The organism is Amycolatopsis sp. lyj-84, assembly GCF_046549075.1.
In the GTDB taxonomy this organism is placed as follows: Bacteria; Actinomycetota; Actinomycetes; order Mycobacteriales; family Pseudonocardiaceae; genus Amycolatopsis.
Genome location: NZ_JAJPWO010000007.1, coordinates 75,954 through 99,974 on the forward strand (window position 1 = coordinate 75,954; position 24,021 = coordinate 99,974).

The 24,021-nt window shown below is 70.2% G+C and carries 24 protein-coding genes; 15 read left to right on the forward strand and 9 right to left on the reverse strand.

What is annotated here, in order from left to right; translation table 11 throughout:
* Positions 1-128: 128 nt before the first annotated feature.
* On the reverse strand, positions 129-680 hold the full coding sequence (locus ACLJRM_RS21905; RefSeq protein WP_410664146.1) for a cysteine dioxygenase: 552 nt from the start codon (positions 678-680) through the stop codon (positions 129-131).
* 94 nt (positions 681-774) lie between these two features.
* Between ACLJRM_RS21905 and ACLJRM_RS21910 the strand changes: the two genes are divergently transcribed.
* Positions 775-1,644 (forward strand): LysR family transcriptional regulator, encoded by an 870-nt coding sequence (locus ACLJRM_RS21910; RefSeq protein WP_101609895.1) that lies wholly within the window; start codon positions 775-777, stop codon positions 1,642-1,644.
* Here ACLJRM_RS21910 and ACLJRM_RS21915 read toward each other — a convergent pair.
* A complete protein-coding gene (locus ACLJRM_RS21915) occupies positions 1,637-2,938 on the reverse strand; it encodes an amidase family protein (protein WP_410664147.1) in 1,302 nt (433 codons plus the stop codon). The two genes, ACLJRM_RS21910 and ACLJRM_RS21915, sit on opposite strands and share 8 nt — an antisense overlap.
* A gap of 190 nt (positions 2,939-3,128) precedes the next feature.
* Between ACLJRM_RS21915 and ACLJRM_RS21920 the strand changes: the two genes are divergently transcribed.
* From ACLJRM_RS21920 to ACLJRM_RS21960, 9 genes are read left to right on the forward strand one after another with little or no spacing between them, the layout of a single operon-like run.
* The gene (locus ACLJRM_RS21920) at positions 3,129-4,751 is read left to right on the forward strand and encodes an ABC transporter substrate-binding protein (RefSeq protein WP_410664148.1); all 1,623 of its coding nucleotides are present in this window, start codon (positions 3,129-3,131) and stop codon (positions 4,749-4,751) included.
* Complete coding sequence (locus tag ACLJRM_RS21925; RefSeq protein ID WP_233223000.1) at positions 4,718-5,734, forward strand: ABC transporter permease; 1,017 nt, start codon at positions 4,718-4,720, stop codon at positions 5,732-5,734. The genes ACLJRM_RS21920 and ACLJRM_RS21925 overlap by 34 nt, the downstream gene beginning before the upstream one ends.
* Positions 5,727-6,533 carry an ABC transporter permease gene (locus ACLJRM_RS21930; RefSeq protein WP_101609892.1) on the forward strand — a complete coding sequence of 269 codons (807 nt, stop codon included), beginning with the start codon at positions 5,727-5,729 and terminating at the stop codon, positions 6,531-6,533. Before ACLJRM_RS21925 ends, ACLJRM_RS21930 begins: the two co-directional genes overlap by 8 nt.
* Positions 6,530-7,273: an ATP-binding cassette domain-containing protein gene (locus ACLJRM_RS21935; RefSeq protein ID WP_158255737.1), complete on the forward strand. Its 744-nt coding sequence runs from the start codon at positions 6,530-6,532 to the stop codon at positions 7,271-7,273. Before ACLJRM_RS21930 ends, ACLJRM_RS21935 begins: the two co-directional genes overlap by 4 nt.
* Positions 7,274-7,275: 2 nt before the next feature.
* Entirely contained in the window at positions 7,276-7,905 is a 630-nt protein-coding gene (locus ACLJRM_RS21940) for an ABC transporter ATP-binding protein (RefSeq protein WP_410664149.1), read from the forward strand.
* Positions 7,902-8,885: an ornithine cyclodeaminase gene (locus tag ACLJRM_RS21945; RefSeq protein ID WP_410664150.1), complete on the forward strand. Its 984-nt coding sequence runs from the start codon at positions 7,902-7,904 to the stop codon at positions 8,883-8,885. The genes ACLJRM_RS21940 and ACLJRM_RS21945 overlap by 4 nt, the downstream gene beginning before the upstream one ends.
* Complete coding sequence (locus ACLJRM_RS21950; RefSeq protein WP_410664151.1) at positions 8,876-10,222, forward strand: Y4yA family PLP-dependent enzyme; 1,347 nt, start codon at positions 8,876-8,878, stop codon at positions 10,220-10,222. The genes ACLJRM_RS21945 and ACLJRM_RS21950 overlap by 10 nt, the downstream gene beginning before the upstream one ends.
* Positions 10,219-11,277, forward strand: coding sequence for a PLP-dependent cysteine synthase family protein (locus tag ACLJRM_RS21955; RefSeq protein ID WP_410664152.1), 1,059 nt, complete (start codon positions 10,219-10,221; stop codon positions 11,275-11,277). Before ACLJRM_RS21950 ends, ACLJRM_RS21955 begins: the two co-directional genes overlap by 4 nt.
* Positions 11,274-12,656 (forward strand): MATE family efflux transporter, encoded by a 1,383-nt coding sequence (locus tag ACLJRM_RS21960; protein WP_410664153.1) that lies wholly within the window; start codon positions 11,274-11,276, stop codon positions 12,654-12,656. The genes ACLJRM_RS21955 and ACLJRM_RS21960 overlap by 4 nt, the downstream gene beginning before the upstream one ends.
* Here the strand turns inward: ACLJRM_RS21960 and ACLJRM_RS21965 are convergent.
* From ACLJRM_RS21965 to ACLJRM_RS21975, 3 genes are all read right to left on the reverse strand, one after another.
* Entirely contained in the window at positions 12,632-13,594 is a 963-nt protein-coding gene (locus ACLJRM_RS21965) for a hypothetical protein (RefSeq protein WP_101609881.1), read from the reverse strand. The genes ACLJRM_RS21960 and ACLJRM_RS21965 overlap by 25 nt on opposite strands.
* 453 nt (positions 13,595-14,047) lie before the next feature.
* Entirely contained in the window at positions 14,048-14,830 is a 783-nt protein-coding gene (locus ACLJRM_RS21970) for a GAF and ANTAR domain-containing protein (RefSeq protein ID WP_101609880.1), read from the reverse strand.
* Between the two features lie 75 nt (positions 14,831-14,905).
* Positions 14,906-15,283, reverse strand: a complete 378-nt coding sequence (locus ACLJRM_RS21975; protein WP_101609879.1) for a VOC family protein — start codon at positions 15,281-15,283, stop codon at positions 14,906-14,908.
* A gap of 66 nt (positions 15,284-15,349) precedes the next feature.
* Between ACLJRM_RS21975 and ACLJRM_RS21980 the strand changes: the two genes are divergently transcribed.
* Complete coding sequence (locus ACLJRM_RS21980; RefSeq protein WP_101609878.1) at positions 15,350-15,691, forward strand: STAS domain-containing protein; 342 nt, start codon at positions 15,350-15,352, stop codon at positions 15,689-15,691.
* A 105-nt stretch (positions 15,692-15,796) separates the two neighbouring features.
* Entirely contained in the window at positions 15,797-16,648 is an 852-nt protein-coding gene (locus tag ACLJRM_RS21985; RefSeq protein ID WP_101609877.1) for a SigB/SigF/SigG family RNA polymerase sigma factor, read from the forward strand.
* A gap of 46 nt (positions 16,649-16,694) precedes the next feature.
* On the opposite strand, the gene ACLJRM_RS21990 is transcribed toward ACLJRM_RS21985, so the two are convergent.
* From ACLJRM_RS21990 to ACLJRM_RS22000, 3 genes are all read right to left on the reverse strand, one after another.
* On the reverse strand, positions 16,695-16,820 hold the full coding sequence (locus tag ACLJRM_RS21990) for a hypothetical protein (protein ID WP_007031507.1): 126 nt from the start codon (positions 16,818-16,820) through the stop codon (positions 16,695-16,697).
* 82 nt (positions 16,821-16,902) lie between these two features.
* On the reverse strand, positions 16,903-17,334 hold the full coding sequence (locus tag ACLJRM_RS21995; protein WP_410602910.1) for a pyridoxamine 5'-phosphate oxidase family protein: 432 nt from the start codon (positions 17,332-17,334) through the stop codon (positions 16,903-16,905).
* 891 nt (positions 17,335-18,225) lie between these two features.
* The gene (locus tag ACLJRM_RS22000; protein WP_410664154.1) at positions 18,226-18,981 is read right to left on the reverse strand and encodes a nucleotidyltransferase domain-containing protein; all 756 of its coding nucleotides are present in this window, start codon (positions 18,979-18,981) and stop codon (positions 18,226-18,228) included.
* A 77-nt stretch (positions 18,982-19,058) separates the two neighbouring features.
* Here ACLJRM_RS22000 and ACLJRM_RS22005 point away from each other — a divergent pair, with 77 nt between their 5' ends.
* Positions 19,059-19,535, forward strand: a complete 477-nt coding sequence (locus ACLJRM_RS22005; protein ID WP_101609874.1) for a TspO/MBR family protein — start codon at positions 19,059-19,061, stop codon at positions 19,533-19,535.
* Here the strand turns inward: ACLJRM_RS22005 and ACLJRM_RS22010 are convergent.
* Entirely contained in the window at positions 19,528-20,832 is a 1,305-nt protein-coding gene (locus tag ACLJRM_RS22010; protein ID WP_410664155.1) for a type VII secretion protein EccE, read from the reverse strand. The two genes, ACLJRM_RS22005 and ACLJRM_RS22010, sit on opposite strands and share 8 nt — an antisense overlap.
* A 129-nt stretch (positions 20,833-20,961) precedes the next feature.
* Between ACLJRM_RS22010 and ACLJRM_RS22015 the strand changes: the two genes are divergently transcribed.
* Positions 20,962-23,037, forward strand: coding sequence for a fibronectin type III domain-containing protein (locus ACLJRM_RS22015; RefSeq protein WP_410664156.1), 2,076 nt, complete (start codon positions 20,962-20,964; stop codon positions 23,035-23,037).
* A gap of 28 nt (positions 23,038-23,065) precedes the next feature.
* A complete protein-coding gene (locus ACLJRM_RS22020) occupies positions 23,066-24,019 on the forward strand; it encodes an AAA family ATPase (protein WP_101609872.1) in 954 nt (317 codons plus the stop codon).
* Positions 24,020-24,021: the final 2 nt, after the last annotated feature.

Below are 24,021 nucleotides of genomic sequence, written 5' to 3' on the forward strand. Positions count from 1 at the left end.
GAACGGCGATCGTCGTCGACATTGCGTCCGCCGCCGGATTCCGGGATGCGCGCGTGAGCCGGTGAAAAAGTGGTCGTGACGAATTTCCCGGCATCGGAAATGCCGGTTAGCCGAAATGGCTCTGCCGCTTACTCCATGTACTTCGGAGTGGCGCGCTGCTCGTATTTGCGGCGGACGCTGGTTCCCTTGCTGAGGTCGGCGCCGTAGACGTGCAAGGTGATGGCGACGGTGTCGCCGGTGTTGTGCACCTGGTGGATGTCGTCGGGCGGCGCGACACCGCTGACCGAGCCCGCCGCGCGTTGCCGCTGGGCTGTCCGGACCAGCCGGTCGCCGTCGATGTCGAAGATGTTCTCCGTCTCGGTTCCTTGGAGGACAAGGAATGTGCACCACACCAGGTGGTCGTGGATCTCGGTCAGCTGGCCGGGCCGCCAGACCAGTGCGGTGATCGAGAAGGTGGACTCGGCGTGCAGGGTGTTGCGGGTGTAGCCGCCGGCGGCCCCTTCCCGTTCCACCGGGGTGAGGAGGTACGGCGTCGGGCGGAGCCCGGTGAGGACGGCCGCCACGGCCTGTGCGGTGGCGTGGGGTTCGGATGTTCGCCCGGTGCACTCGCGAAGGCGTTTTATGAGCTCCGCGAGACCGGGTCTGACATAGGTGGACGGGGTGGTGGACGCGGCGGTCATTCTCACTCTCCTTCTGGTCGCTTATCATCGTGGTCCGCTCTCCGCCCGGCGTCTAATGACGACGTTCTTTCCTATATATAGGTACTCTTCATGTATGCTGAATCTGGTCCAACTGATGGTGCTGGACGCTGTCGCGCGGCATGGTTCGATGACCGCCGCGGCGAAGGAACTGCATTACACCCAGCCGGCGGTGAGCCACCATCTCGCGCGGTTGGAAGCCGAGACCGGCGCGAAGCTGATCCAGCGGATCGGCCGCGGAATTCGGCTCACCCCCGAAGGAAACCTGCTGGCCGCCCGCGCGGCCGAGATCGTCGGCCGGGTCGAAGGCGCCGAGGCGGAGCTGGCCGCGCAGGTGGGGCTGAGGGCCGGGCGGGTCCGGATGGCGGGGTTCCAGTCGGTCTTGAGCACCATCGTTCCCGAGGCGGCCGCTTCGCTGGCCCGCGCTCATCCCGGGATCGAGCTGGGACTGGTCGACGAACATCCGGTCGAGGCGCTTCGCATGCTGCGGGAAGGGCAGATCGATGTCGCCTTGATCTTCCGGTACGCCGACACCCCGCGGGAGGACCAGGGGCTCCGGCTGGTCCATCTTCTCGAGGATCCGATCTATTTGATCACCAGCGAACCGGGGCAGACCATCGCCGATCACCGTGACTCGATCTGGATCGGCGGCTGCACCCGATGTCAGGACGAGCTCGTCACGATCTGCGGCCGGGCCGGGTTCACTCCGCGCATTTCCCTGGTCAGCGACGACATCGTCGTCATGCAGTCACTGGTCGCCGCGCGCATGGGCGTCACCACGCTGCCCCGCCTGGCGCTTCGCGCTCATCGGCTGCCGGGCATCCACACCACCGAACTGGCGGAAGATCCTCGCCAGATCTACGCCGTCACCTACGGCGATCCGCCGGACCCGCCCGCCGCGACCGCGCTCATCCGCGCGCTTCAGGCCAGCGTCCAGGTCAGCTGAGAGCTCGTTCGACGGAAGCGCCTACTGCCAGCAGTTTCCGGTCTTCGCCGATGGCGCCGTCGAGCGCCAGCCCGGCGGGGAGGCCGCTGGGGCCGCGGCCCATCGGGACGGTCAGGCCGGGGACGCCCGCGATGCTGCCGGGCTGGCAGTTGCGGATGAAGGTCGGGAAGGTGGGGACCACGCGCCCGCGGTGCACGAAGTTCGCGACGGCCGAGAAGTCCTGGGCGATCGCCGGTGTGGTGGGAAATACCAGTGCGTCGATGCCGCTCTCGCCGAAGATCGTCGCGTAGGTGCGACGCAGGGCCGAGCGGGCGACGAGGGCCGCTTCGTAGACGGCCGGATCGACACCTGGTAGGACCGAGTCGGCGAAGATCGCCTGGACGTCGGCCGCGGCGACCGCCTTGACGAGTTGCTCGAACGAAACTCCGGGTACGTACTCGCTCAGGTAGGACCGGAGTCCGACGCCTGCTTCGTGGATCACCAGCGGCATTCCCTGATCGGCGCTGAGTTCGGCGAGCGTGGTGTCGTCGATCGGCACCAGGGTGAACCCGGCCGCGCTCAGCCGGGTCACCGCGGACGCCCACAGTTCTTCGACTTCGTCGTCCAAATCGCCGGTCAGGAAACCGTGTGGCACGCCCAGCCGAAGCGCCGACGGCGGGATTTCGGTCAGGGTCTCCGGTTCCTCCGCCGCGAGCACCGCGTCGAGGAGCGCGAGATCGCCGACCGTGCGGGCGATCGGCCCGGCCGTGTCGCGGGTGCTGCTCAGCGGTGTCATGCCGTCGGACGGGTAGCGGCCCGTGGTGGGCCGGAACCCGCAAACCCCGTTGAGCGCGGCGGGAACGCGCACCGAGCCTCCGGTGTCGGTGCCCAGACCGGCCGGGACGACGCCCGCCGCGACGGCGACCGCGGTCCCGCCGCTGCTGCCCCCGGCGAACCGGAACGGGTCACAGGCGTTGCGGACCGGTCCCAGGGGAGTCGTGTCGCAGGTGATGCCGAACGCGAGCTCGTGCATGGTCGCCTTGCCGATGACGACGGCGCCCGCGTCGACGAGCCGCCGGACCACGCTCGCGTGCTCGCGTGGGACGTGGTCCGCGAGCGCCGGGGTTCCCGCGGTGTTCGGCATGCCCGCGACGTGGATGTTGTCCTTGATCACCAACGGAAGGCCCGCCAGCGGGCCGGCCGGCGCCAAGCCGTCTCCGTCGTCGCCGGAGCGCGCGAGATGGCTGATCGCGTGGAGATCCCGGACTTCTTCCGCCCGCGCGCGGCTTTCCGCGGCATTCCAAGATCCACTCATGACGGCTCCTGCGGTCGTTCGGCGAGGTGAGCCAGCTTAGGGGGCTGAAGGACGCTTTCCCCTCATGTCATGCGACGAAAGCGTCCTTCACCGCGTGAGACGCGGGGAAAGGCCCCTTCAGCTCACGACCTGGAGGGTGACAAGGCTCACAGTTAATGATAAAGACTATCATTTTCATTAAGCTGCGGCCGTGCTTTTCCATCGTCGGCCTTCGCGCCTGCTCGTCACATCACTCGTCACTTTCTCCGCCGCCGCACTCGTCGGCTGCGGTGCGCCGGGAGCGTCCGGGGGTGCGCCCGACCGGTTCGTCGTGATTGACGCCGAGGAACTCGGCAGGTTCAATCCCCTGACCGGACACGGCGGCAACGGCGAATCGAAGATCTACGAGAGCCTGTACCGCGTCGCGGAAGGTCAGGACGACCGCATCCCGGACGCGGTCCCGGTTCTCGCGGAGGCAGCGCCCGAGCCCGTCGACGGCGACCTCGGCCATTGGCGGGTGAAGACACGCAAGGGCGTCACTTTCTCGGACGGGACGCCGTTCGGGCCCGAGGACGTCGTCGCGACGTACAACGCCGTCGTCGATCCGAAGTTCGCGTCGCCGATCGCGGCGAACTTCGATTTCCTTCGCACCGCTCAGGTTTCGGGGCCGGACACCGTCGATTTCCTGCTGAACGGCGCCTACGGCGATGTGCCGCACCGGCTGTTCCTCGCGATCGCGCCGTCGGAGTCGCTGGCGGCGCCCGGGCCCGCGGACAAGCTGCCGCTCGGCGACCACCCGGTCGGAACGGGGCCATACGCGCTGACGGAGCTGCGTCCGGATCAGGTCGTCCTCACCGCGCGCGACGGGTACTGGGGCACCAAACCGCAGGTGAAGACCTTCGTGGTGCGGCGAACCGACGACGAGAAGGCTCGCGCGGCGCAACTCGCGGGCAGCGCGGACGGCACCCGGCTGTCCCCGGCGCTCGCGCGCGCCGTCGCGAAGGACGGCTACCGCACGGTGGTCAGCAAGGCCAACGATTGGCTCGGCGTCACGCTTCCCAGCGGCAACCCGGTGGCCGGTGACGCGGCCGTCCGGCTCGCGCTGAACCTCGGGGTCGACCGCGGCGCGATGGTCCGCGACATCCTGCAGGGTGAGGGAACCCCCGTCTCGACCCTGGTCACCCCGCTGTTCGGTGACGCCTACGATCCCGCGCAGGACTTCACCTTCGACGCGGACCGCGCGCGGAAGGTCCTCGACGACGCGGGGTGGCGTGTCGGCGCCGACGGCGTCCGCGAACGTGACGGCCGCCGCGCGCAGTTCGACGTGGCCTACTACCCGACGGAGACCCTGCGCCGCGATCTCACGATGGCCACCGTCTCCGACGCCAAGAAGATCGGCATCGAGATGAAGCCGGTCGCGGTGGAGAAGTCGACCATGACCCCGCAGTACCTGGCGAGCACCGCGTTCCTGCTCGGCGGCGGCGGGCAACCGTACACAGTGGACACTCAGCTGTACCCGAAGTTCCACTCCCGGTACGCGGCCAAGGGCGTGGGATCGAAGTGGGACAACGCCTCGGACTACGTGAACCCGGAAGTCGACAAAGCGCTGGAGGCGGCGCGCGTCGAACGTGATCCGGCCAAGCGCGCCAAGCTGTACCGGGACTTCCAGGCCGCCTACCACGCCGCGCCGGGCATGCTCGCGCTCGTCGCGGAGAATCACGTGTACGTGCTGCGTGACAACGGCTGGCAGCCCGGGGCCACCGCGCTGGAACCGCACAGCCACGGCGTGGCCTGGGGACCGTGGTACTCCCTGGCGCGCTGGACGCGGAAGTGACGCGGTCGCGCCGCGCCCGGATCGGTCGTCTCGCCGTACGCCGCCTGCTGTTCGGCGTCCCGTTGGTCCTCGTCGTCTCGCTGGCGGCCTTCGCGCTGGCCGCGGCCAGTCCGTTCGACCCGCTCGAGGCCTATCTCGGCGGGTCGGGCGACGGCTACACGGAGGCCGAACGCGAGGTGCTCCGCCACACCCTCGGGCTCGACCAGAGCTGGATCTCGGCTTGGTGGCACTGGATCTCCGGCGCGGTGACCGGCGATTTCGGGTACTCGCGGGCGTATCACGAACCCGTCGCGCAGGTGCTCGCCGAACGGCTGGGGTGGACGGCGTTGCTGGGCTTCGCCGGTTCGGTGGTGGCGGTGGTGCTGGCGTGCGCGCTCGGGATCACGGCCGGGCTGCGGGCCGGCGGTTTCGCCGACAAGGTGATCAGCGCGATCGCCGTGGTGCTGCAGGCCGTACCGCCGTTCATCGTCGCACTCGGCGCGGTCCTGCTGTTCGCCGTCACGCTCCGCCTGTTCCCGACGTCGGGACTCACGGATCCGGGGGAGCCGATCACGGCGGCTTCGGCCGCGCGCCATCTCGTCCTGCCCGCGCTGGTACTCGGGGTTTCGCAGGTGCCGTGGCTGGCACTGGGCCTGCGCGAAGCCATCACCGGGGCCATGGGCAGCGACGCCGTCCGGGGCGCGTACGCCCGGGGCCTCCCGCCGCGCGTCGTCCACAGTGGACACGTGCTGCCGATGGCTTCGGCGCCCTTCTTCGCCCTCATCGGCGGAAGGCTGCCGGAGCTGCTCGTCGGCGCGACCGTGGTGGAAACCGTGTTCGCGTGGCCGGGTCTCGGCGACGCGACGGTGGATTCCGCGCGGGCGCTGGACTTCCCGCTGCTGGCGATCGTCACCGTGCTCACGGTGGGGCTGGTGGTGGCGGGCAACCTCGCCGCGGACGCCGCCGCGATCGCCGTCGACCCGAGGATCGAGGCCGATGGCTGACAAACGCGCCGCCTGGATCGCGGGCGCGGCCGTGACGGTCTTGGCCGCCTACGCGATCGTCACCCCGCTCGCGCACCCGATCGACGAAGCCGTCACGGACTTCGCGGCCGGAGACCGGGGTCCCGGAGCCGGGAACTGGTTCGGTACCGACGCCTCGGGACGCGATCTGTTCACCCTGGTCGCGATGGGCATGCGGGTGTCGCTGGGGATCTCGCTGGCCACCGCCGTCCTGTCCACGATCGTCGGGCTTTTCGTCGGTGTCACGGCCGGGGCGTTCGGTGGCTGGTGGGATCGCATCGGGATGCGGGTCGCCGACGCGATGACGGCCATCCCCAGTCTCCTGCTGTCCCTGCTCATCGTCACGTTGTTCCGGGGTTCGCTCGTCGCCATCGTCGTTTCGCTCGTGCTCACGCACTGGACGGCGACCGCCCGTGTCGTGCGCGCCGAGCTGCTTTCCTTGCGTGACGCCGAGTACGTCCAGGTGGCGCGCCTCAGGGGACTGCCGGGGGCACGGATCGCGCGGATCCACTTCCTGCCCGTCGCGGCGGGTCAGGCCGGGGTGGCCGCGGTACTCCTGGTCGCCCACGCCGTATGGCACGAGTCGACACTGTCCTTCCTCGGTGTCGGGTTGCCGCCGCACCAGGCCTCGCTGGGCACGCTGCTCGCCGAGTCCGGGGAAGCGCTGCTGCTCGGGCACTGGTGGCGGCTGGTGTTCCCGGCGGGCGCGATCGTCGCGGTCACCCTGGCGCTTTCGGCGCTGGGCCGGTCGTTGACCCGTCGTCCGGAGGTGATGGCGTGACGCTGTCGCTCGAAGGCGTCAACGTGCGGTACCCCGCCGGTCACGCGCTCACGGACGTCGATCTCGTCGCCCTGCCCGGCAGGCCGCATTTCGTGATCGGCGGCTCGGGTTCGGGGAAGTCCACCCTGTGCGCGGCCGTGACCGGGCTTCTCCCCGCTTCCGCGAAGCTGACCGGGAAGGTGTCGGTCGACGGCCATCCGGAACCGCGCAGGGGAAGCGTGATCGGTGTGGTGCCACAGTCCGCGATGACCTGCTTCACGCCCGTCCGGCGGCTCGGCGGGCAACTCGCGGAAACGGTTCGCCACCTTCGCGGCGAACGCGGGCCGGAGGAACTGCTCGCGCTCGTGGGCCTCGAAGCCGGCGCGCTGAGGAAGTACCCGCACGAGCTTTCGGGCGGGATGGTGCAGCGGGCGGCGATCGCGGCCGCGCTGGCGGGCGATCCGCCGGTGGTCGTCGCGGACGAACCGACGTCCGCGCTCGACCGGGAGCGGTCAAGCGACATCGTCGCGTTGCTCACCGGGCTGGGCCGGGACCGCGTCGTCCTGGTGACCACCCACGACCTCGGTGCGCTGCCGGACGACGCGGACCTGACCGTGATGCTCGCTTCGCGTGTCGTCGAGACCGGGCGCGCGGCCGACGTCCTCACGACGCCGAAGCACGACTACACCCGCGACCTGCTGGCCGCGCTTCCCGAAAACGGGCTGAATCCGTTGCCCGCCGACCGTCACCACGGGAGTTGATCATGCTTTCGGCTCGCTCCGTCGCGGTCGGCCACGGCCGCACGCCGCTGCTCTCCGGCGTCGACCTGGACGTCGGGCCGGGGGAGATCGTCGGTCTCGTCGGGCCGTCCGGCAGCGGCAAGACGTCGCTGGCCCGCGTCCTCGCCGGACTCGACAAGCCGCTGGAAGGCGAGGTGCGCATCGACGGCCGGGTGGCGATGCTCTTCCAGTCCCCGCGCCGGTCCGTCGATCCCCGCCTGACCCTGCGCCGGTCGATCGAGATCTGCGCGACCGAGTCCGGCGTGGACTGGGAACGCTTGTGCGCCAAGGCGGATCTCCCACCCGGACTGCTGGACCGGTACCCGCGCCAGGTGTCGGACGGGCAGTTGCAGCGGGCCGCGATCGCCCGCGCGCTCGTCGGCGAACCCCGCTACCTCCTGTGCGACGAGATGACCGCCGCACTCGATCCGGCGACGACCGCCGCCGTCGTCACGACCGTGCGCCGTGCCGCGGACGAAGACGGCCTCGGCGTGCTCTTCATCAGCCATGACCTGCCCTTGGTCGGTGCGTGCTCCGATCGCGCTCTCGAGATCCGGGACGCGCGTGTCGCACCGTCCACCATCCTGTCCACCAGAAAGGTCGACCGTTCATGAACTCCGGCCCCTCGCTGCACATCCTCACCCGGACGGATCTGCACAACCTCGAACTCGCGCCGCACGAGGCGATCACGATGGTCGAAGACGGCTACCTCGCCTACGCGTCCGGAGCGTCGCGCAACCCGGCGAAGCTGATGGTGCCGATGCCGGATCCCGCGCGGGACGCCGTCGCGTACTCGATGCTCGGCTACGACGGTTCCCTCGAACAGGCCGCGTTCAAGACGAGCTACCGGCAGGGAAGCACGTCGGCCGAGAAGTACTACACGACGATCACCCTCTACGACGACACCACCGGCCTCCCGTTCGCGCTCATGGACTGCCATCGGGTCGGCGCCACCCGCACGCCCGCCAGCACCGCGCTGATCGCGCGGACCTGTGCCCGGCCGGGGGCGCGCACCGCGCTCATGGTCGGCACCGGCGCGCAGGGGATCCGGACCCTGCCGTACCTGCTCACCGCGTTGCCGGGGCTCGAACGGCTGCGCCTGTTCGGCACGCATCCCGACGGACTGCGCGACAGCGTCGCCGCGGTGAAGGACCGGTTCCCGGACCGCGAGGTCGAACTCGTCGACGACGTGGAAGCCGCGGCGCGCGAGTCCGACATCGTGGTCGCCGCTTCGGGCCGGGCCGCGCACCCGAAGATCCGTCTCGGCTGGCTGCCGCCGGGCGGGCTGCTGATCTCCGTCGCCAGCAAGGGAGTCCAGGAGGGCACGCTCGCCGAGGCCGACTACACCGTGGCCACCAACGGCGCGCAGGTCGAGGTGACCGGGCAGCGGATGGCGGGCCCGGACGGCGTGTTCCGCATCGACGCCGAGCTGCCGGACATCCTCGCGGGCCGGGCGCCGGGCCGCCGCGGTGACGACGACCGCGTGTTCGCCTTCAGCAGCGGCATGATCATCACCGACATCCCGGTGGCGCACGCGCTGGCCGCCCGCGCCATCGCCGCGGGCCGCGGCCGCGAGGTGGCGCTGTGGACCTGATCGACACCCTGTCCCCGCCCTTGCCCGCGCTCGAACGCCCGTGGGCCCCACGGTTACGCGATTCCGAGACCCTGTGGGAGATCGCCCGCGCGATCGGCGGCGGCCCGTTCCACGTGGTCCATCCGGCTTCGTTCGCCGAAAACCTCGACGGGATGATCGCGGCGCTCGCCGCCGAGCGCGTGCCGGGCACCGTCTACTACGGGAAGAAGGCGAACAAGGCGGCGACGTGGCTGCGGGAATGTGCCCGGCCCGGTGCCGGGGTCGACGTCGCGAGCGTGCCCGAACTGGTGCACGCGCTCGGAAACGGCCTGCGCGGGGAAGCGATCGGGGTGACCGGCGCGGCCAAACCGGACGGCCTCCTCTGGCTCGCGTTGCGGCATCACTGCCTCATCGCGGTGGACGCGGCCGACGAACTGGAACGCGTCGCGCGCCTGGCCGCCGAGCTCGGTGAGACGGCGGAGGTGCTGCTGCGGGTGCGGCCGCCGTCCGCGCCGGAGAGCCGGTTCGGGTTCGCCCCCGAAGCGCTGACGATGGCCGTGCGCCAGTGTGCGGATTCCGTTGTCGTGCGCGGTTTCTCGTTCCATCTGGACGGCTACGATCCCGTGCCGCGGGCGGAACTCGCGGCGTACCTGATCGATCTTTGCCGCGACGCCCGCGCGCTCGGGCACCCCGCGTCGAAGATCAGCATCGGCGGCGGGATCGCCGTGTCCTATGTGGACTCCGGCGATTGGGAGCGGTTCGAGTCCGGCAGGAACGACGGCTGGTTCCACGGTGGCCGCAATCCGGCCCGGACCTACCCGTATCACCAGACGCCGACGGGCGCGGCCATGGTCACCGCCATCCTCCGGCACGACATCGCCGGGAAACCGCTCGCGGATCGCCTGCGCGCGGCCGGGATCGAGCTGCTGCTCGAACCGGGCCGGGCCCTCGTCGACGGCGCCGGGTTCTCGGTGTTCCCGGTGCTGGGCTGCAAACCGGCCGAAGACCACCTGATCACCACGGTCGCGGGCTTGTCCATGAGCCTGTCCGAACAGTGGAAGGGCAGCGAGTTCCTGCCGGATCCGCTCCTGGTGCGCCAGGACGGGCCGGGCGGCGAGCCGGTGCGCACGATCGTCGCCGGGTCGAGCTGCATGGAGTACGACGTGCTGACCTGGCGCGCGGTGGAACTGCCCGCGCGGCCGAAGAGCGGCGACCTGCTCGTGTACCCCAACACGGCCGGCTACCAGATGGACAAGAACGAGAGCGGTTTCCACCAGCTCCCCCTGCCGCCGAAGGTGGTGCTCGACGGCGACCGCTGGCACGTCGACACCGACTACCCGATCCAGGAGATCCGATGACGATCGTCCAGCGCGCGTCCGACCTGATCGGTGGCACGCCGCTGCTGGAGCTCGCGCGCACCGGTACCGGCACGCGGCTCCTGCTCAAACTCGACCACCTCAACCCGACGGGCTCGTGCAAGGTGCGCATGGCACGGCAGATGATCGACGAGGCGGAGATCGACGGCCGTCTGCTGCCGGGCGGGCACATCGTCGAACCCACGTCCGGCAACACCGGGAACGGGCTCGCGCTGGTCGCGCTGGAGCGCGGCTACCGGTTCACCGCCATCGTCGATCACCACGCCGCCCGCGAAAAGCTCCGGATGCTGCGCGCGCTCGGCGCGGAACTGGTGTTCGTCGACTGCCCGCCGGACGGCGGGGTGAGCTCGGTCCAGCGGCGGCAGGTCGCGGCCCGGATCGCCGCCGAAACCGGCGCCTATCACCCCGACCAGCACAACCATCCCGGCAACGGCAACGGTTACGCCGGGCTGGCGCGGGAACTGGTGCAGCAGCTCGGCGACGTCGACGTGCTCGTCGCGGCGATCGGCACCGGCGGGTCCCTGTGCGGGACCGCCCGGGCCCTGCGCGCGGCGGGAGCGGGCACCCACGCGGTGGCCGTCGAACCCGTCGGCTCGATCATCTTCGGTGGCACGCCGGGGATCTACCACCAGACCGGGGCGGGCAGCCCGGCCGGATTCCCGGTGGGGGACAACGTGGACCGGTCCGTGATCGGCGAAGCCCACCGCGTGTCCGACAGCGACGCCTTCGCCGGTGCCCGCGTCATCGCCCGGCGCACCGGTGTCCTGGTCGGCGGGACGACCGGCGGCGCGATCCACGTCGCGCTGCGGCGGCTCTACTCGTATCCGGCCGGAAGCGTCGTCGTGGTGCTCTGCAACGACGCCGGGGAGAAGTACCTCGACTCGGTCTACGACGACGAGTGGTTGCGCGCCAGGGGAGTGCTCGACGAACTGGCCCATCGCCGGATGGACCGCTGGTTCACCACCTACGCCGAGTCCGTGCGGGTGGCCACGCGCGACCGGCGGGCTCGTTCGGCACCGGTGGCGGTGGGCGCGTGACCACGGCGGTGGCAGCGCGCGGCTACCGGGCGCTCGTCGCGCTCGCCGCGCCGATCGCGGGGATCCAGCTGGCACAGGTCGCGCTCACCAGCGTCGACCTGGCCATGCTCGGCCTGCTCGGCGTGACCGCGGTGGCGGCGGGCGGCCTGGCGATCCTGCTCTACAACCAGATCCGCACCATGTGCGTCGGCATGGTCACCGGCGTCGGGAACCTGGTGGCCACGGCCGCCGGGGCCGGTGAACTCCGCACCGGCACGGACGAACCCGACGAGCGCGCGCGGGACGAGATCCGGTCACTCCTGCGGTCGGCGCTGCTCGTCGCGACCCTGACCGCGGCGGTCGGGGCGGCCGTCCTTTGTGGACTGGCGGCCGCCCTGCCCCTGCTGGGACAGAAGCCGGAGATCGTCTCGCTCGCCAGGGCGATGATGTTCGCGCTGGCGGGCGGGCTGTTCCCGATGGTGTGGCTGAACGTGTTGCGCCAGTTCGCCGTCGGGCTGCGCCGTCCCGGTTCGCTCCTCGCGGTGACGTGCGTGTCGATCGCGGTCAACGCCGCCCTGAACGCCGCCTTCATCTACGGCTGGGCGGGGCTGCCCGCACTGGGCGTCACCGGGATCGGGCTGGCGACGACGCTGGTCCAGTTCTTCACTCTCGCCGTGTTCGCCTCGGCCGTGCGCAAGGACCCGCGGCTGCGCCCGATGGTGTCGCTCGCGCTCTGGCGTGCGGATCCGGCGGTGGTCCGGCGGATCGTGCGGCACGGGACCCCGATCTGTTTCACCTACGGATCGGAGGCCGCGATCACCTCGATCGCGACGGTGCTGATGGGAGCTTTCGGCCCGGCGATGCTCGCCGCGTCGAACGTCGCGAACCAGCTCGCCTACATCGTCTACCAGGCCAACATCGGGCTTTCGCAGGGATCGTCCATTTTGGTCAGCCGCGCGGTCGCCCACGGCGAACCGCGGCGGGCTCCGGTGATCGCGCGTCAGGCACTCACCCTTTCGTGGAGCTTCATGGCGGTGGTGAGCCTGGGATACCTGGTGGTGCCCGAGTTCCTGCTGTGGCCGTTCCTGCACGGCGAGGCGGACGCGGTGGTGCTCGGCACCGCGTCGACCCTGCTGGTGTTCGCCATCGCGCAGCAGTACAGCAAGGGGACCCAGAACATCCTCGTCGGCCTGCTGCGCGGGCTCGGCGATACCGTCTCCGGGCTCCGTTGCACTCTTGTGGGGTACTGGGTGGTCGGCGTGCCCGCGATGTTCCTGTGCGCCTACGGGTTCGCTTGGGGCGGCTGGGGCGTGTGGGCCGGTCTGTGCCTCGGTTTCGCGGTGACCGCGATCCTGCTCGGACGGCGCTTCGCCGGCTACGGGGCCGGTTCCGCGCGGTAGCGGTCGATCCGGTCGAGCAGGTCGCGGGAGCCGGAATCGGTCGCGTGGTTCCGCAGCAGTTCCGCCAGCGGGCCGAGGCGGTCCTTGGTCCGGGCGGAACCGAGGCCGCGCGCGAGGTCCACCGCCTCGGTCCCGGTGCGGACCGCTTCGTCGAAGTCGCCCTGGAGCGCGTGGTTCTGCGCGAGCATGATCAAGGTGAGCGCCAGGCTGCGGGACATGTCCGCGCCGTAACCGGCGGTGGCGTCACGAAGCCTGTCGATCGCCTCGTCGCTGTGCCGCGGGGTGACGACGTGGGCCAGTTCGGTCAGGACGGTACCGCGCATCGCGGCCATGTCCGTCGTGCCGAAGAAGGCTTCCCAGGGGCGTGCGGTGGCCCAGTCGTCCGCTCCCTCGAACTGGCTCTCCGCGTGTCCCAAACTCGTGAGGGCGGCACGCTCGTCACCCGCTTTGGCCAGTGCCCAGGCCTCGTTGACGGTGAGGATCGCCTGTGCCCGCCGGGATCCGGACCGGTGGGCGGCGGCCTGCCCCCGCCGCAGGTGACCGAGCCCGCCCTCGACGTCGTCATGGTGGAGGGCCAGCCTGCCGAGGCGGTAGCAGATGTTCGCGACGAGATTGTCGTTCCGCGCCTCGGCGGCGAGGTCGAGCGCGCGGCCGAACCGGATCCGCGCCGGTATCCGGTGGCCGATGTCGAATTCCGTCCAGCCCAGCAGATTGTGCAGATCGGCGAGGACGGTCAGCAGCCGCGAACGGAGCGCCGCCGGGACGGCGCCCCAATGGAGCAGGAGGCTGACCGTTTTCACCACGTGCACCGCGTCCCGGCAAAAGGCGCCGCCCTGCCGGTAGTCCAGCGCGCGCAGGACGTCGACCGCGGTTTCCAGGCGCTCCACGTCGGTGGTCCCGATGCGGTCCGGTCGCTTGCCTTTTCCGGTCCCTGTCATGAACTCACCTCACGCAAGTCATGGCTCGTGCTACCGGCTACCCGGAGTAGATCCTTTTGAAACGGCGGTCGTGAGTGGCGATTCGGGTTATAGCCAAGGGCGCCCTAGGTACCTACAGGATTTTGCGTGCGAGTGTTCGCAAGTTCGCGACACCCGGACTGGCTGGCGCGGCCCTCGCAACGGCCCGCCACGCCACTGCCGCTCTGGCTCTCCTCTGCGGTACATGAAGGCCCCCTTCCTTGCGCCTAGGTACAGGAAGGGGTCCTTCATGTACTCGGGGGAAGGGGTCCTTCACGCGCTGCCGCCCGTGACTGCTGGGGCTGGCGGGTGTCGCTAAGGCTTCGGAGGGCGATCACGTAGTCCGTGAAGGCCTCCTTCCCTACCTTCAGGGTAGGCAAGGAGGCCTTCACGGACCTGCAACCAGGCACGAGGTGAACGGGTCCGTCCGCGTCCTCAGGGGGTGTCGAGCTCCGTGTGCCGGGTGGCCAGGGTGGCGGCGAGCTCGGCGAGTTTGACGTTGAGGTCCTGGGAGGTGCGGCGAAGCAGGTCGAAGGCCTCGTCGGCGGTCAGCCCGCGTCTTTGCATGAGGATCCCCTTCGCCTGCCCGATGACGTCGCGGGACTCGACGGCCCGCCGGAGGTGCCTCGCCTCCAGGTCCGCGCGGCTCACGGCGGTGGTGGCGGCGAGGGCGAGTGAGCCGTGGGTGGCCAGCAGCAGGGCCATGTCCTGGGCGGCGGCGTCGAAGGCGGCGGGGCGGCGGCCGTAGATGTTCAGCGCCCCGGGCAGCTTCGGCGGCTTCGCGTCGGGCACCAGCACGGTCGACAGGATCGAGGTGAAGCCGTGCTGGACGGTGGCCCGGGAGAAGTCCGGCCACCTCGTCTCGTTCGCCAAGTCGTCACTGCGGATGTGGCCGGGGCTCCCGTCGGCTGCGGCATCGACGCAGGGGCCGGTTCCGGCGCGGTACTGCACCTCGTCGAGCTCCAACGCCACTTCACGGGTCGAAACAGGGGTGTGGAAGGTCCCGTCCGGGGCACGGAGGGTGATCGACACCAGATCGGCGCCCGGTACCACCCGGTACGCGGCGTCGATGACCTGCTGGAGGACCTGTGCGGGTGTCGACGCGACCAGCAACAGACGGGTCAATTCGACGAACTGCTCCGACAGAGGACCCTCCGGCGCGTTCGTGCCGGAGCCGAATTCCGCCTTGTCGCGTTGCCACAGTCGTTCGTCCGCCATCGAAGCCCGTTCACTAGGTTTCTTTGTCCTTCACCGAATACCCCGTGGTGGCAGCCTCCAATCGAGGCGCGTGTCTCAGGGGTCGAGTCGCTTGCGAAGCAGGCAGAACACGTTGCCTTCGGGGTCGGCGAGCACGTGCCACGACTCCTCCCCGGTCTGGCCGACATCGGCGGGCCGCGCGCCGGCGGCGAGCAACCGCTCCAGTTCCGCGTCCTGGTCGCGGTCGGTGGGGTTCACGTCGAGATGCAGAGGGAGCTTGCCGGGCTTCGGGTCGTCACCGCGGCTCAGGATCAAGGTGGGTTGCGGGCCGCCGAATCCGGTTCCGGGCGGGCCGATCTCGATGTCTTCACCTTCGACGCCGAGCTCCACGTATCCGAGGACTTCGCACCAGAACGCCGCCATCCGGACGGGATCGGCGCAGTCGAGGACGAGTTCGGTGATGCGGCAGGCCATGCCGCCGAGGGTAGCGAGCGGCCTTGGCGGTTGCAGGTCGATCTGTGTCCTTCTACCGTTCGTTGAATGGCGTTCAACACTGATACCGGGCAGTCCGCTCCTCTCACCGTGGTCGAGGCGGCGCGCTCGGACGGCGCCATCACGATCGCGGTGACGGGCGATATCGACATCTCGACCAGTCCCCGGCTCCTGTCGGAGATCCGCGCGTTGCTGGCGGGCGCTCCCCGCGTGGCGGTGATCGACCTGACCGGTGTCGGCTTCTGCGATTCCTCGGGCCTGTCCGTGCTGGTGCAGCTGAATCGCCAGTGCGCCGAATCGGGGACCGACCTGGGGCTGGCGCCCTCCAAGGTGGTGCGCCGGGCCATCGAACTCACCGGCCTGCTGCCGACGTTGAAGATCGTCGAGTAGGGCGGGCTTTTCGTCGCGCGTCGATGTTTGCCGCTCCGGCCCGACGGGTACCAGTGCTTTGACGGAAAACGTCACGCCGGTCCGGAAGGGACAGATGAGCCTTCGATGAACGCGCCGTCCCTCGTGGAAGATCTCGACCGGTCCACCTCGCGCGACGAGGTGCTACCGGCTCCGCGCGACCGCAGCGGCACTAAGACGCGGCGGGGTGACGACTACTCGCATTGCCGCCCTCTGTTCGACGAAATGGCCGCATTACCCGCGGATCACCCTGAGCGCCGTCGGCTGCGCGAACGCCTGATCCTCGAGTTCCTGCCGGTCGCCGAACACATCGCCGTCCGGTTCAGCGGCCGCGGTCAGCCGAGGGAAGACCTGGTCCAGGTGGCCCGGATCGGGCTGATGAAGGCCGTGGACCGGTTCGACCCCGGCCTGGGCGGGGAATTCCTGGCCTACGCGGTGCCGACGGTCATGGGCGAGGTGCGCCGCTTCTTCCGCGACACCGGCTGGGCGGTACACGTCCCGCGAGGGATGCAGGAACTGCGCACCCGGCTCGCCCGGGGGACCACGGAGCTGACCCAGCTCCTCGGCCGCGCGCCGACGCCCACCGAACTCGCCGGTCACCTGGACGTGGACGTCGAAAACGTCCGGGAAGGCCTGCTCGCCGCGAACAGCTATCAGACGTCGTCGCTGGACAAGCCCGTCAACGACGGTGATGGCTCGGCGCCGCTCGCCGACGTGGTGGGCGAGCTGGATTCCCGCTTCGAGCTCATCGAAGACCGCCACACCGTGGTCCCGTTGCTGAAGCGGCTGCCGGACCGGGATCGCGCGATCGTCACGATGCGGTTCTTCGACGGCCTGACCCAGTCGCAGATCGCCGAACGTCTCGGCATCTCCCAGATGCACGTTTCCCGCCTGCTCACGAAGATCCTTCAGGACCTGCGCGGCAGGATCGAAACCTGAGGGGAACAGGGACGCTGTACGTCCCCGTCCCCCTCACACGAACGGCTTACTGGCAGGCTTCGCAGTCCGGGTCGTCGATGCGGCAGGCGGCGCCGTCAGTGAGCGGGAAGTCGAAGTCGTCGAGCGCGGGGACGGCCAGAGCGGTTTCTTCCGGCGTGGCGGTAGCGGACATGTCACTCCCTTGGATAAGAACGGGTCTTCTCTCTCTGTAGCGCTCGAGATCGCCGCTCATTCCGTGACGCGTGCCACAGCGGTCAGACGGCCGCGAGGTCCTTGCCCGGCAGCATTCCATTGGGGATGTCGGTGACGCGCCAGGAGTCCACGGTCAGCTGGACGGTCTCGATGGGCGTGTCCAGGAACGGCGCGACGTAGGGGACCTTCGCCACGAGCAGGTCGCGGGCGGTCTGGGCCCGGTCGCCGTCCAGGATCTCGGCGCGGACCATCGCCTGGAGGAACGGGTCGGCGGGCGAGCCGGTGGAGACGATGACCGAAGCCACCGGGTTGCTCCGGATCGCGGCCAGGGTGCGCCCCCGTCGTTCGAGGACGAGGACGAGGGTGAACAGGTCGGACTCGGCGAAGAACACGCCGTTCACCCAGGGGCCGGACTCGCCGGCGGTGGCGAGGTACAGCGACTGGTGCGCCGCCAGTGTGGTCCGCGCGAGGGCGGAGACATCGGTCGTGGACATGGCGACAACTAGAACCCGGCGGCGCCGGGCCGCCAAATTCGACCATCCTATCGGGCGATTTTGGCTACTTAGTGGCGAAAAGGGCAACGGTGGTGTGCCTGGTCACGGGGGTCGTGAGTGGCAAAGCGGGTTCTGGTGGACCCGTATTTGCCTGCCCACTGGATCCTGATGTCATCTCGGTGGCTTGTAGCGCTTGTTCTGGATGCCGTTGTGGGCGAGTGGGGAGGATTTGAGACGTTCAACGTCCCAAATCCTCCCCACTCGGCTGCCGTCCGCGAGGTTGCGGGGTGGCACGGTCTTGATCGACGGAGGATCGGGGACGTTGAGTGTCCCCGATCCTCCGTCGATCAAGTACCAAGACCGGAGCGACCCCTCGACGATGAAGGAATCGGGACACTCAACGTCCCCATTCCTTCATCGTCAACGCCCGGCACACGCGTGAGCGCCACCCCAGCCGAGTGTGGAGGATTTGGGACGTTGAACGTCCCGAATCCTCCACACCCGAACCTGCCGCGGTGAGAGTCCGGTGTCATCGAGCTCCGAGACAGGACCGACCCCCTCGACTACCGCACCACACCTTCGCCCTGGTCACGCGTAGGCAGGCAAATACCGGTCCGCTCTAACCCTCTTTGCCACTCACGACCTCCTCGAAAACCGAACATCTAGTCATCAAACGGACATTCAGCCGTCTGGGAGTCCCCCCCGTAGACGCTCGAGGAACGAGTGGCGCTCGCCGACCGGTCCAGAACCACGCCGCGAAGGCCACCTCTCAGCCTTGAAGCCAGCGAAGGGAGCCTTCATCGCAGAGGCTCGGTCACGCCACCTTTGACTTACCTCTCAATAACCCGAAACGCCACTCACGACCGACCCGACCCACCCGCCACCTTCGCCCTACCCGTCCACAGCGGCGAGAAGCAGCGCGTCCGCCTCGTCCAGCGCCTTGGCGAGAACGCCGGGATCCGGCCGCAGACCGGCGACGATCGCGTCGATCTCGCGCAATCCCGCCCGCCGCAGCAGCCGTTTCTCGTTGGTGACCCACTCGCCACGCGCCGCCAGCACCGCGTGCGCCGTCTCCATGGCGGCGGTGGCCAGCGCGCCCGCGACCTCCGTGGCCGCGCCGCGCGCGACGTAGGCGCCCCGGGCGTAGCGCAGGGTCAGTTCCGCGCGGCCCCGCCACATCGGCGGAGCGGTTTCCCGCAACGCTTCCGGGTACTCCGGCCGCGGCAGGTCGCCGCGCAGCACCCGGTTGACGGCGAGTTCGGCGACGACCAGGTAGCTCGGGACGCCCGCGAGGTGGAACATCAACGGCTCCCAGTGGAACCGGCCCTCCCGTGCTTCGGCGAGATGGTGTTCGACGACGTCGAGGTCGCGGTAGTGGACGTCAGCCTGCCTGCCGTCGATCGTGAGCCAGGCACCGCCGTTGAACACGCCGCCGCCCCAGGCGCCGATCTCGGACACTTCGCCGTCCCAGCCGACGGCGCGCAGGTCCGCCGGATCGAAGCCGCCGCGGTAGTAGACGGCGAAATCCCAGTCGCTGCCGGGATCGTGCGTGTTCTGGGCGCGTGACCCGCCGAGGGTGACGGCGTGCACGGACGGCAGCGCGGCCAGGCCGCCGGCCACGGTGGCAAGGAAGGTTTCGTCGTTCATGGCGTAATCGATCTTACGGGCGAACGCGACCGGTTTTTGAGCGCGCGAGAGCCTGCTCGCGGCCTTACGCTCGACACATGACCACGATCCCGGGACGGCTCCGCGCGCCGCTGGCGTTACTTCCGTTTCTGGCCGCCGTCGCGGTGGCGGCGCTCGTGGGCGGGCTGGCCGCGAGCAACGCCCGATCTGTCTACAGTGGACTCGAACTGCCGCCGTTCGCGCCGCCCGCCTGGCTGTTCGGTCCGGTGTGGACGGTCCTGTACATCGGGATCGCGGTGGCGGGCTGGCTGTACTGGAAATCCGGCGGCGAGCGCCGCGCGCTGGTCTGGTACGCGGTGCAACTGGTCCTGAACGCCGCTTGGACCCCGCTGTTCTTCGCGGCGGGCGCGTACGGCCTCGCCCTGGCCGACATCGTGCTGCTCGACGTCGCCATCGTCGTCACCGCGCTGTACTTCCGCCGGTCTTCCCGGGTTTCGGCCGTGTTGCTGCTGCCGTACCTCGCCTGGACGTCGTACGCGACGGCGCTCAACGTCGCGATCGTCGTGCTCAACTGACCCCGATCGGCAGCGTGGCGGCCACTCCCTTGGCGTGCCTGCCGTCGAGCCGGTCCAGGGTGAGTCCGCCCCGGCGGACGGCGAGTTCGAGGTCCCGCACCGCGTGCTCGACCGCTTGAGCCCCCGCGGCGGCGACCCGGATCGCCGCGCTGACCCGGGGTTCGGTCTCGGCTCCGCGGCGCGCGGTCACGGCGAGCGTCACCGCGGCGCGGGGCGCGGCGGCGAGCAGGCGGCGCGAGAGGTCCGCCGCGAGCGCCGGTGACAACGCGTCCCAGCCTTCGAGGCGGAAGGTCGCCTGGCAGATCGGGCCGCTGTGCCAGAACCGCCATTCCTCCCGGATGCGTGCCCGGCCCGCGGTGACATGCGCCAGCGACGCGAGCGCGCCGAGGACCTCGTTTTCGGCGAGCGACCGCACGGGCAGGCCGTCGCGGCGGAGTTGCCGCCGCACCCGCCGGACAGTGTTCCCGAGGGCCTGCCGCACGTCGGCGTCGTGGTGGACGTCGACGGTGCGCAACGCCTGCAACGCGACCCAGCCGCGCGGCGGCCGCGAGCGGTCCGCGCCGACATGCTGGATGACCTGCGCGGCGACGTCCAGAGCCTGTTCCCGCGACGGTGGCAGCAACGTCAGCGGTGACGGCATCGGCCGCTCTCGCGCGGCCGATTTCGGTTGCAGCACAGCGGTGATCCCGTCGGCGCGGCTGACCATGAACACCGTCTCGCCGCCGATCTCGCCGGTGGTCCCCGCCGCTTCCGGGGACAGCAGGCTCAGCAGCGCCCGGCCCGCCTCGCCCGCGTTCCGGAGATCCCGGTCGCGGTCGCGGGTCAGGTATCCCGACGCCGAAACGAGCCATTCGTAGAGCCAGCGCCCGCGAACCCGGACGGCGGTCAGCGCGACGGTCACCACGGCCGCGGTGACCACGGCGGCCGCCAGCGGCCACGGCCGTCCCGCCACCAGGACGAGCGCGACGGCGACGAGCTGCCAGCAGACGATCTGCAGGACACCGATCCGGCGGGGACGCCGTCCCGAAGCGGGTGCCACCGGACTCGGCCGCGGCGGCCCGGGAACCGGAGCGGGAACGGGCGCCGTCGCGGACCACCGCGGTCGTTGTTCCGCCTGGCGTGCGGCGCTCAACGCGGCCAGCGCGGCCTCACGTGCGGCGGCCCTGGCGTCCGGCGCCGCGTAGGCGAGCGGGCCGGGCAGGGCCTCCGCCCGCGGTACGGCCGGCGCCGCCCGGGGAAGCGGCGGGGGCGGAGCCTGGTACCGCTCGCCCGTCCTGGCCGCGCCGAGATCGGTCATCGTCCTGCCTCCTCAAGCCGTGTGCGCCTCAGCGTCCCCGGCGAACATGAGGTTTCGATGACACGGCCCGGCAGGTCCGCCGACAGGCTGTTTCATCGAAATTTCATGGTCGCTCTCTAGCTTGATCGCGTGAACACCGACGAGCGGAGCACGAAGCGGTTCAGCGTGGTGGCCAGGACCCGGATGGCCGTGGCGCTGGTGGTCGCGGGCTGCCTGGCGCTGGTCGGCCTGGCCGTGAGCGGACAGGCGTCCACCCCGGCGGCGCTGGAATTCGTCCAGGTCGGCCACTGGGTGTACAACGACGCCGCCCAGTCGGCGTTCCACGTCGACGGCTCGACGAACCGCGTGGACGCGCGCGCGAACGTGCCCGGCGCCGAAAGCGGCAGCCAGGTCGTGCAGGGGGACGACTCGGGCTACGTCGTCGAGCGGAACCGCATCACGGAGTTCGACAAGGCGACCTTGAGCGTGGACGAGTCCAAGCCGCCGCCCGCGCCGGAGACCCCGTTCGTGATGGAGGTCATGGGGGGTCCGTACCTGGTCTACCGCAACGCCGGTCAGGTCGTGCGCCTCGGCGATCCGACCGCGACAGTGCCCGCAGGGGGGCCACTGTCCCGGCCGGTCGCGACCGTCGAGGGCACGGTGTGGGTGCACCGGGTCGACAACGGCTCGATCTGCGAGCTGCCCAAGGGCGCGGCCGTCCTGACCTGCACCGCGCATCTCCCGCCGTCGCACGGCGGCGGGCTCACGCTGGTGGGTGACCGGCCGGTCGTGCTCGACACCACCGGCGACAGCCTCCACCGGGTCGGCCTCGACGGGCTCGGCGAAGCCCTTCCCCTCGGCATCAAGCTCTCGCCGTCGGCCCAGGTGGCCACCAGCGCCGTCGGTGACCGGCTGGCCATCGCCGACCCGGAGCGCAACCAGCTCCACCTCATCGACATCAGCGGCCTCGACCAGGACCGCCCTTCCGCGAAGCCGATTTCGGTCGAGCTGACCAAGGGCAGCCGGTTCAACGGCCCGGTCTCCTCGTCGAACGTCTTCGCCATGGTCGACGAAACCCGCGGGGAAGTCCTGACCTACGACATGGCGGGCAAGCTCAAGTCCACGGTGAAGGTGCCGGGCCAGGCCGCGGCGGCGAGGCTGGCTAAGGGCGAGGACAACCGGATCTACGTCGACAGCTCCGACGGCTCGCACGTCCTGGTCGTCAACGGCGAGGACGGCACGGTGCTCGACGTCGATGTCGACAAGGCGGCCAGCAGCCAGACCGCGGGAGCGCCGTCGGCCACCCCGGAACCGCCGTCCGGTAACGAACCCCCGCCGCAGCAGCAACAACCGCAGCAGCCGCAGCAACAACAGCAGGCGCCGCCGAACACGCAGAAACCGGTTCCGCCGGTGGCGAAGGCGACCCCGCCCGGCGCGCCGAGGAACGTGGGCGCGACCTCGGGGGACGGCTCGATCAAGGTCTCGTGGAGCCCGGCCGCCGACAACGGCGCGCGGGTCACCGGCTACCGGCTGACCTGGTCCGGCGGTTCCACCCGGGTCGGCGGGTCGGCACGGGGGGCCACCGTTTCCGGGCTGAAGAACGGAACCCCGTACGTGATCACCGTGGTCGCGGAGAATTCGGCGGGCGTCGGGGCGGGCGCCAGTGCCAAGGCCGTCGTCCCGGGTCCGGCGTCGCGGCCCGCCACCGCCCCGGTCGTCACCGCGAACGCCGGTGCCGACGGGAAGGTCTCGGTGAGCTGGACCCAGCCCGACCTCCGCGGCGGCACGCTGGTGCACTACCTGGTGAGCGCGACGGGCCAGGGCGAGCGCAAGCTTTCGGCCAGGTCCACGGAATTCACCGGGGTCAAGGGCGCCATTACCATCACGGTCCGCGCGGTGACGAAATTCGGTTCGGGCGCCGCGCTCACCGGGGCCGCGGGCAGCCGGAAGGTCACCGTGCCGGTGGCTTCGGGGCCGCCGACGATCACCATCACCCAGGTGCGGGGCGAGGGCAACAAGCTGTTCGTTTCCGTGATCGCCGACGGGAAGGGCGCTCCCGCGACCTGCCAGGCGGAGTTCTTCGGCAAGACCAAGCCGGTGGCCTGTTCCGGGGCGACGACCCTGGTCATCTCGGAGGTCTCCTGGCTCGGCGCCATCACGATCACCGCATCCATCAAGACCTCGGCGGGCACCGCCACGGACACCTGGCGAGGTGTGCCGTCGTGACCGGCCGACGAAAGGACGAGGAAGTTCTGTGACGCTCACACCCAGGGTCGCCTACGAGCAGATCGCCGAGAACGTGCAATCGGTGGTGCGCGGAAAACCGGAGGTCGTCCGGCTCACCGTGGCGGCGCTGTTCGCCGAGGGGCACCTGCTGATGGAGGACGTGCCCGGCGTCGGGAAGACGACGATCGCGCGCTGCCTCGCCGCCAGCATCGGCGGCCGGTGGAGCCGGATCCAGTTCACCCCTGACCTGCTGCCCGGCGACATCACCGGCGTGATGGTCTACCACCAGAACACCGAGCGCTTCCAGTTCCACCCCGGCGGGATCTTCGCCAACGTGGTGCTGGCGGACGAGATCAACCGGGGGACGCCGAAGACCCAGGCCGCGCTGCTGGAGGTGATGGCCGAGCGCCGGGTGACCGTCGATTCGGTCGGCCAGGCGGTGCCGCGGCCGTTCCTCGTGGTGGCCACGCAGAACCCGATTGAACTGGAAGGCACCTACCGGCTGCCCGAAGCGCAGCTGGACCGGTTCCTCATGCGTATTTCCGTCGGCTACCCGGATCTGGAATCCGAGATGCGGGTGGTGATGGGGGACTGCGCGGGGGTGACCCCGGACGAACTGAAGCCGGTGCTGAGCATCGCCGACGTCCAGCAGGTGATCGACGAGGTGCGGAAGTCCCATCTGGCACCGGAGATCGTCAACTACGCCGTCCGGCTGGCCGCGGCGAGCCGGTCGCATCCGGACGTCCGCTACGGCGCGAGCCCCCGGGGCAGCATCGCGCTGATCCGCGCGGCACAAGGGCTCGCCGCCACCTTCGGCCGCGACTTCGTCACGCCGGACGACGTCAAGGACGTCGCGCATCCGGTGCTGGACCACCGTCTGGTGCTGACGCCCGACGCGGAACTCAACCAGCGGCGGACCGCCGACATCGTCGACGAACTCCTGGGCGCGACGGCCGCGCCCATGGCCGCGATGGGGAGGTAGGC

What these genes read in the sequence shown, in the direction of transcription:
- ACLJRM_RS21905 (WP_410664146.1), bottom strand. Translation starts at nt 680, where the DNA reads ATGACCGCCGCGTCCACCACCCCGTCCACCTATGTCAGACCCGGTCTC.
- ACLJRM_RS21910 (WP_101609895.1), top strand. Translation starts at nt 775, where the DNA reads ATGCTGAATCTGGTCCAACTGATGGTGCTGGACGCTGTCGCGCGGCAT.
- ACLJRM_RS21915 (WP_410664147.1), bottom strand. Translation starts at nt 2,938, where the DNA reads ATGAGTGGATCTTGGAATGCCGCGGAAAGCCGCGCGCGGGCGGAAGAA.
- ACLJRM_RS21930 (WP_101609892.1), top strand. Translation starts at nt 5,727, where the DNA reads ATGGCTGACAAACGCGCCGCCTGGATCGCGGGCGCGGCCGTGACGGTC.
- ACLJRM_RS21940 (WP_410664149.1), top strand. Translation starts at nt 7,276, where the DNA reads ATGCTTTCGGCTCGCTCCGTCGCGGTCGGCCACGGCCGCACGCCGCTG.
- ACLJRM_RS21945 (WP_410664150.1), top strand. Translation starts at nt 7,902, where the DNA reads ATGAACTCCGGCCCCTCGCTGCACATCCTCACCCGGACGGATCTGCAC.
- ACLJRM_RS21955 (WP_410664152.1), top strand. Translation starts at nt 10,219, where the DNA reads ATGACGATCGTCCAGCGCGCGTCCGACCTGATCGGTGGCACGCCGCTG.
- ACLJRM_RS21965 (WP_101609881.1), bottom strand. Translation starts at nt 13,594, where the DNA reads ATGACAGGGACCGGAAAAGGCAAGCGACCGGACCGCATCGGGACCACC.
- ACLJRM_RS21970 (WP_101609880.1), bottom strand. Translation starts at nt 14,830, where the DNA reads ATGGCGGACGAACGACTGTGGCAACGCGACAAGGCGGAATTCGGCTCC.
- ACLJRM_RS21975 (WP_101609879.1), bottom strand. Translation starts at nt 15,283, where the DNA reads ATGGCCTGCCGCATCACCGAACTCGTCCTCGACTGCGCCGATCCCGTC.
- ACLJRM_RS21980 (WP_101609878.1), top strand. Translation starts at nt 15,350, where the DNA reads ATGGCGTTCAACACTGATACCGGGCAGTCCGCTCCTCTCACCGTGGTC.
- ACLJRM_RS21985 (WP_101609877.1), top strand. Translation starts at nt 15,797, where the DNA reads ATGAACGCGCCGTCCCTCGTGGAAGATCTCGACCGGTCCACCTCGCGC.
- ACLJRM_RS21990 (WP_007031507.1), bottom strand. Translation starts at nt 16,820, where the DNA reads ATGTCCGCTACCGCCACGCCGGAAGAAACCGCTCTGGCCGTCCCCGCG.
- ACLJRM_RS21995 (WP_410602910.1), bottom strand. Translation starts at nt 17,334, where the DNA reads ATGTCCACGACCGATGTCTCCGCCCTCGCGCGGACCACACTGGCGGCG.
- ACLJRM_RS22000 (WP_410664154.1), bottom strand. Translation starts at nt 18,981, where the DNA reads ATGAACGACGAAACCTTCCTTGCCACCGTGGCCGGCGGCCTGGCCGCG.
- ACLJRM_RS22005 (WP_101609874.1), top strand. Translation starts at nt 19,059, where the DNA reads ATGACCACGATCCCGGGACGGCTCCGCGCGCCGCTGGCGTTACTTCCG.
- ACLJRM_RS22010 (WP_410664155.1), bottom strand. Translation starts at nt 20,832, where the DNA reads ATGACCGATCTCGGCGCGGCCAGGACGGGCGAGCGGTACCAGGCTCCG.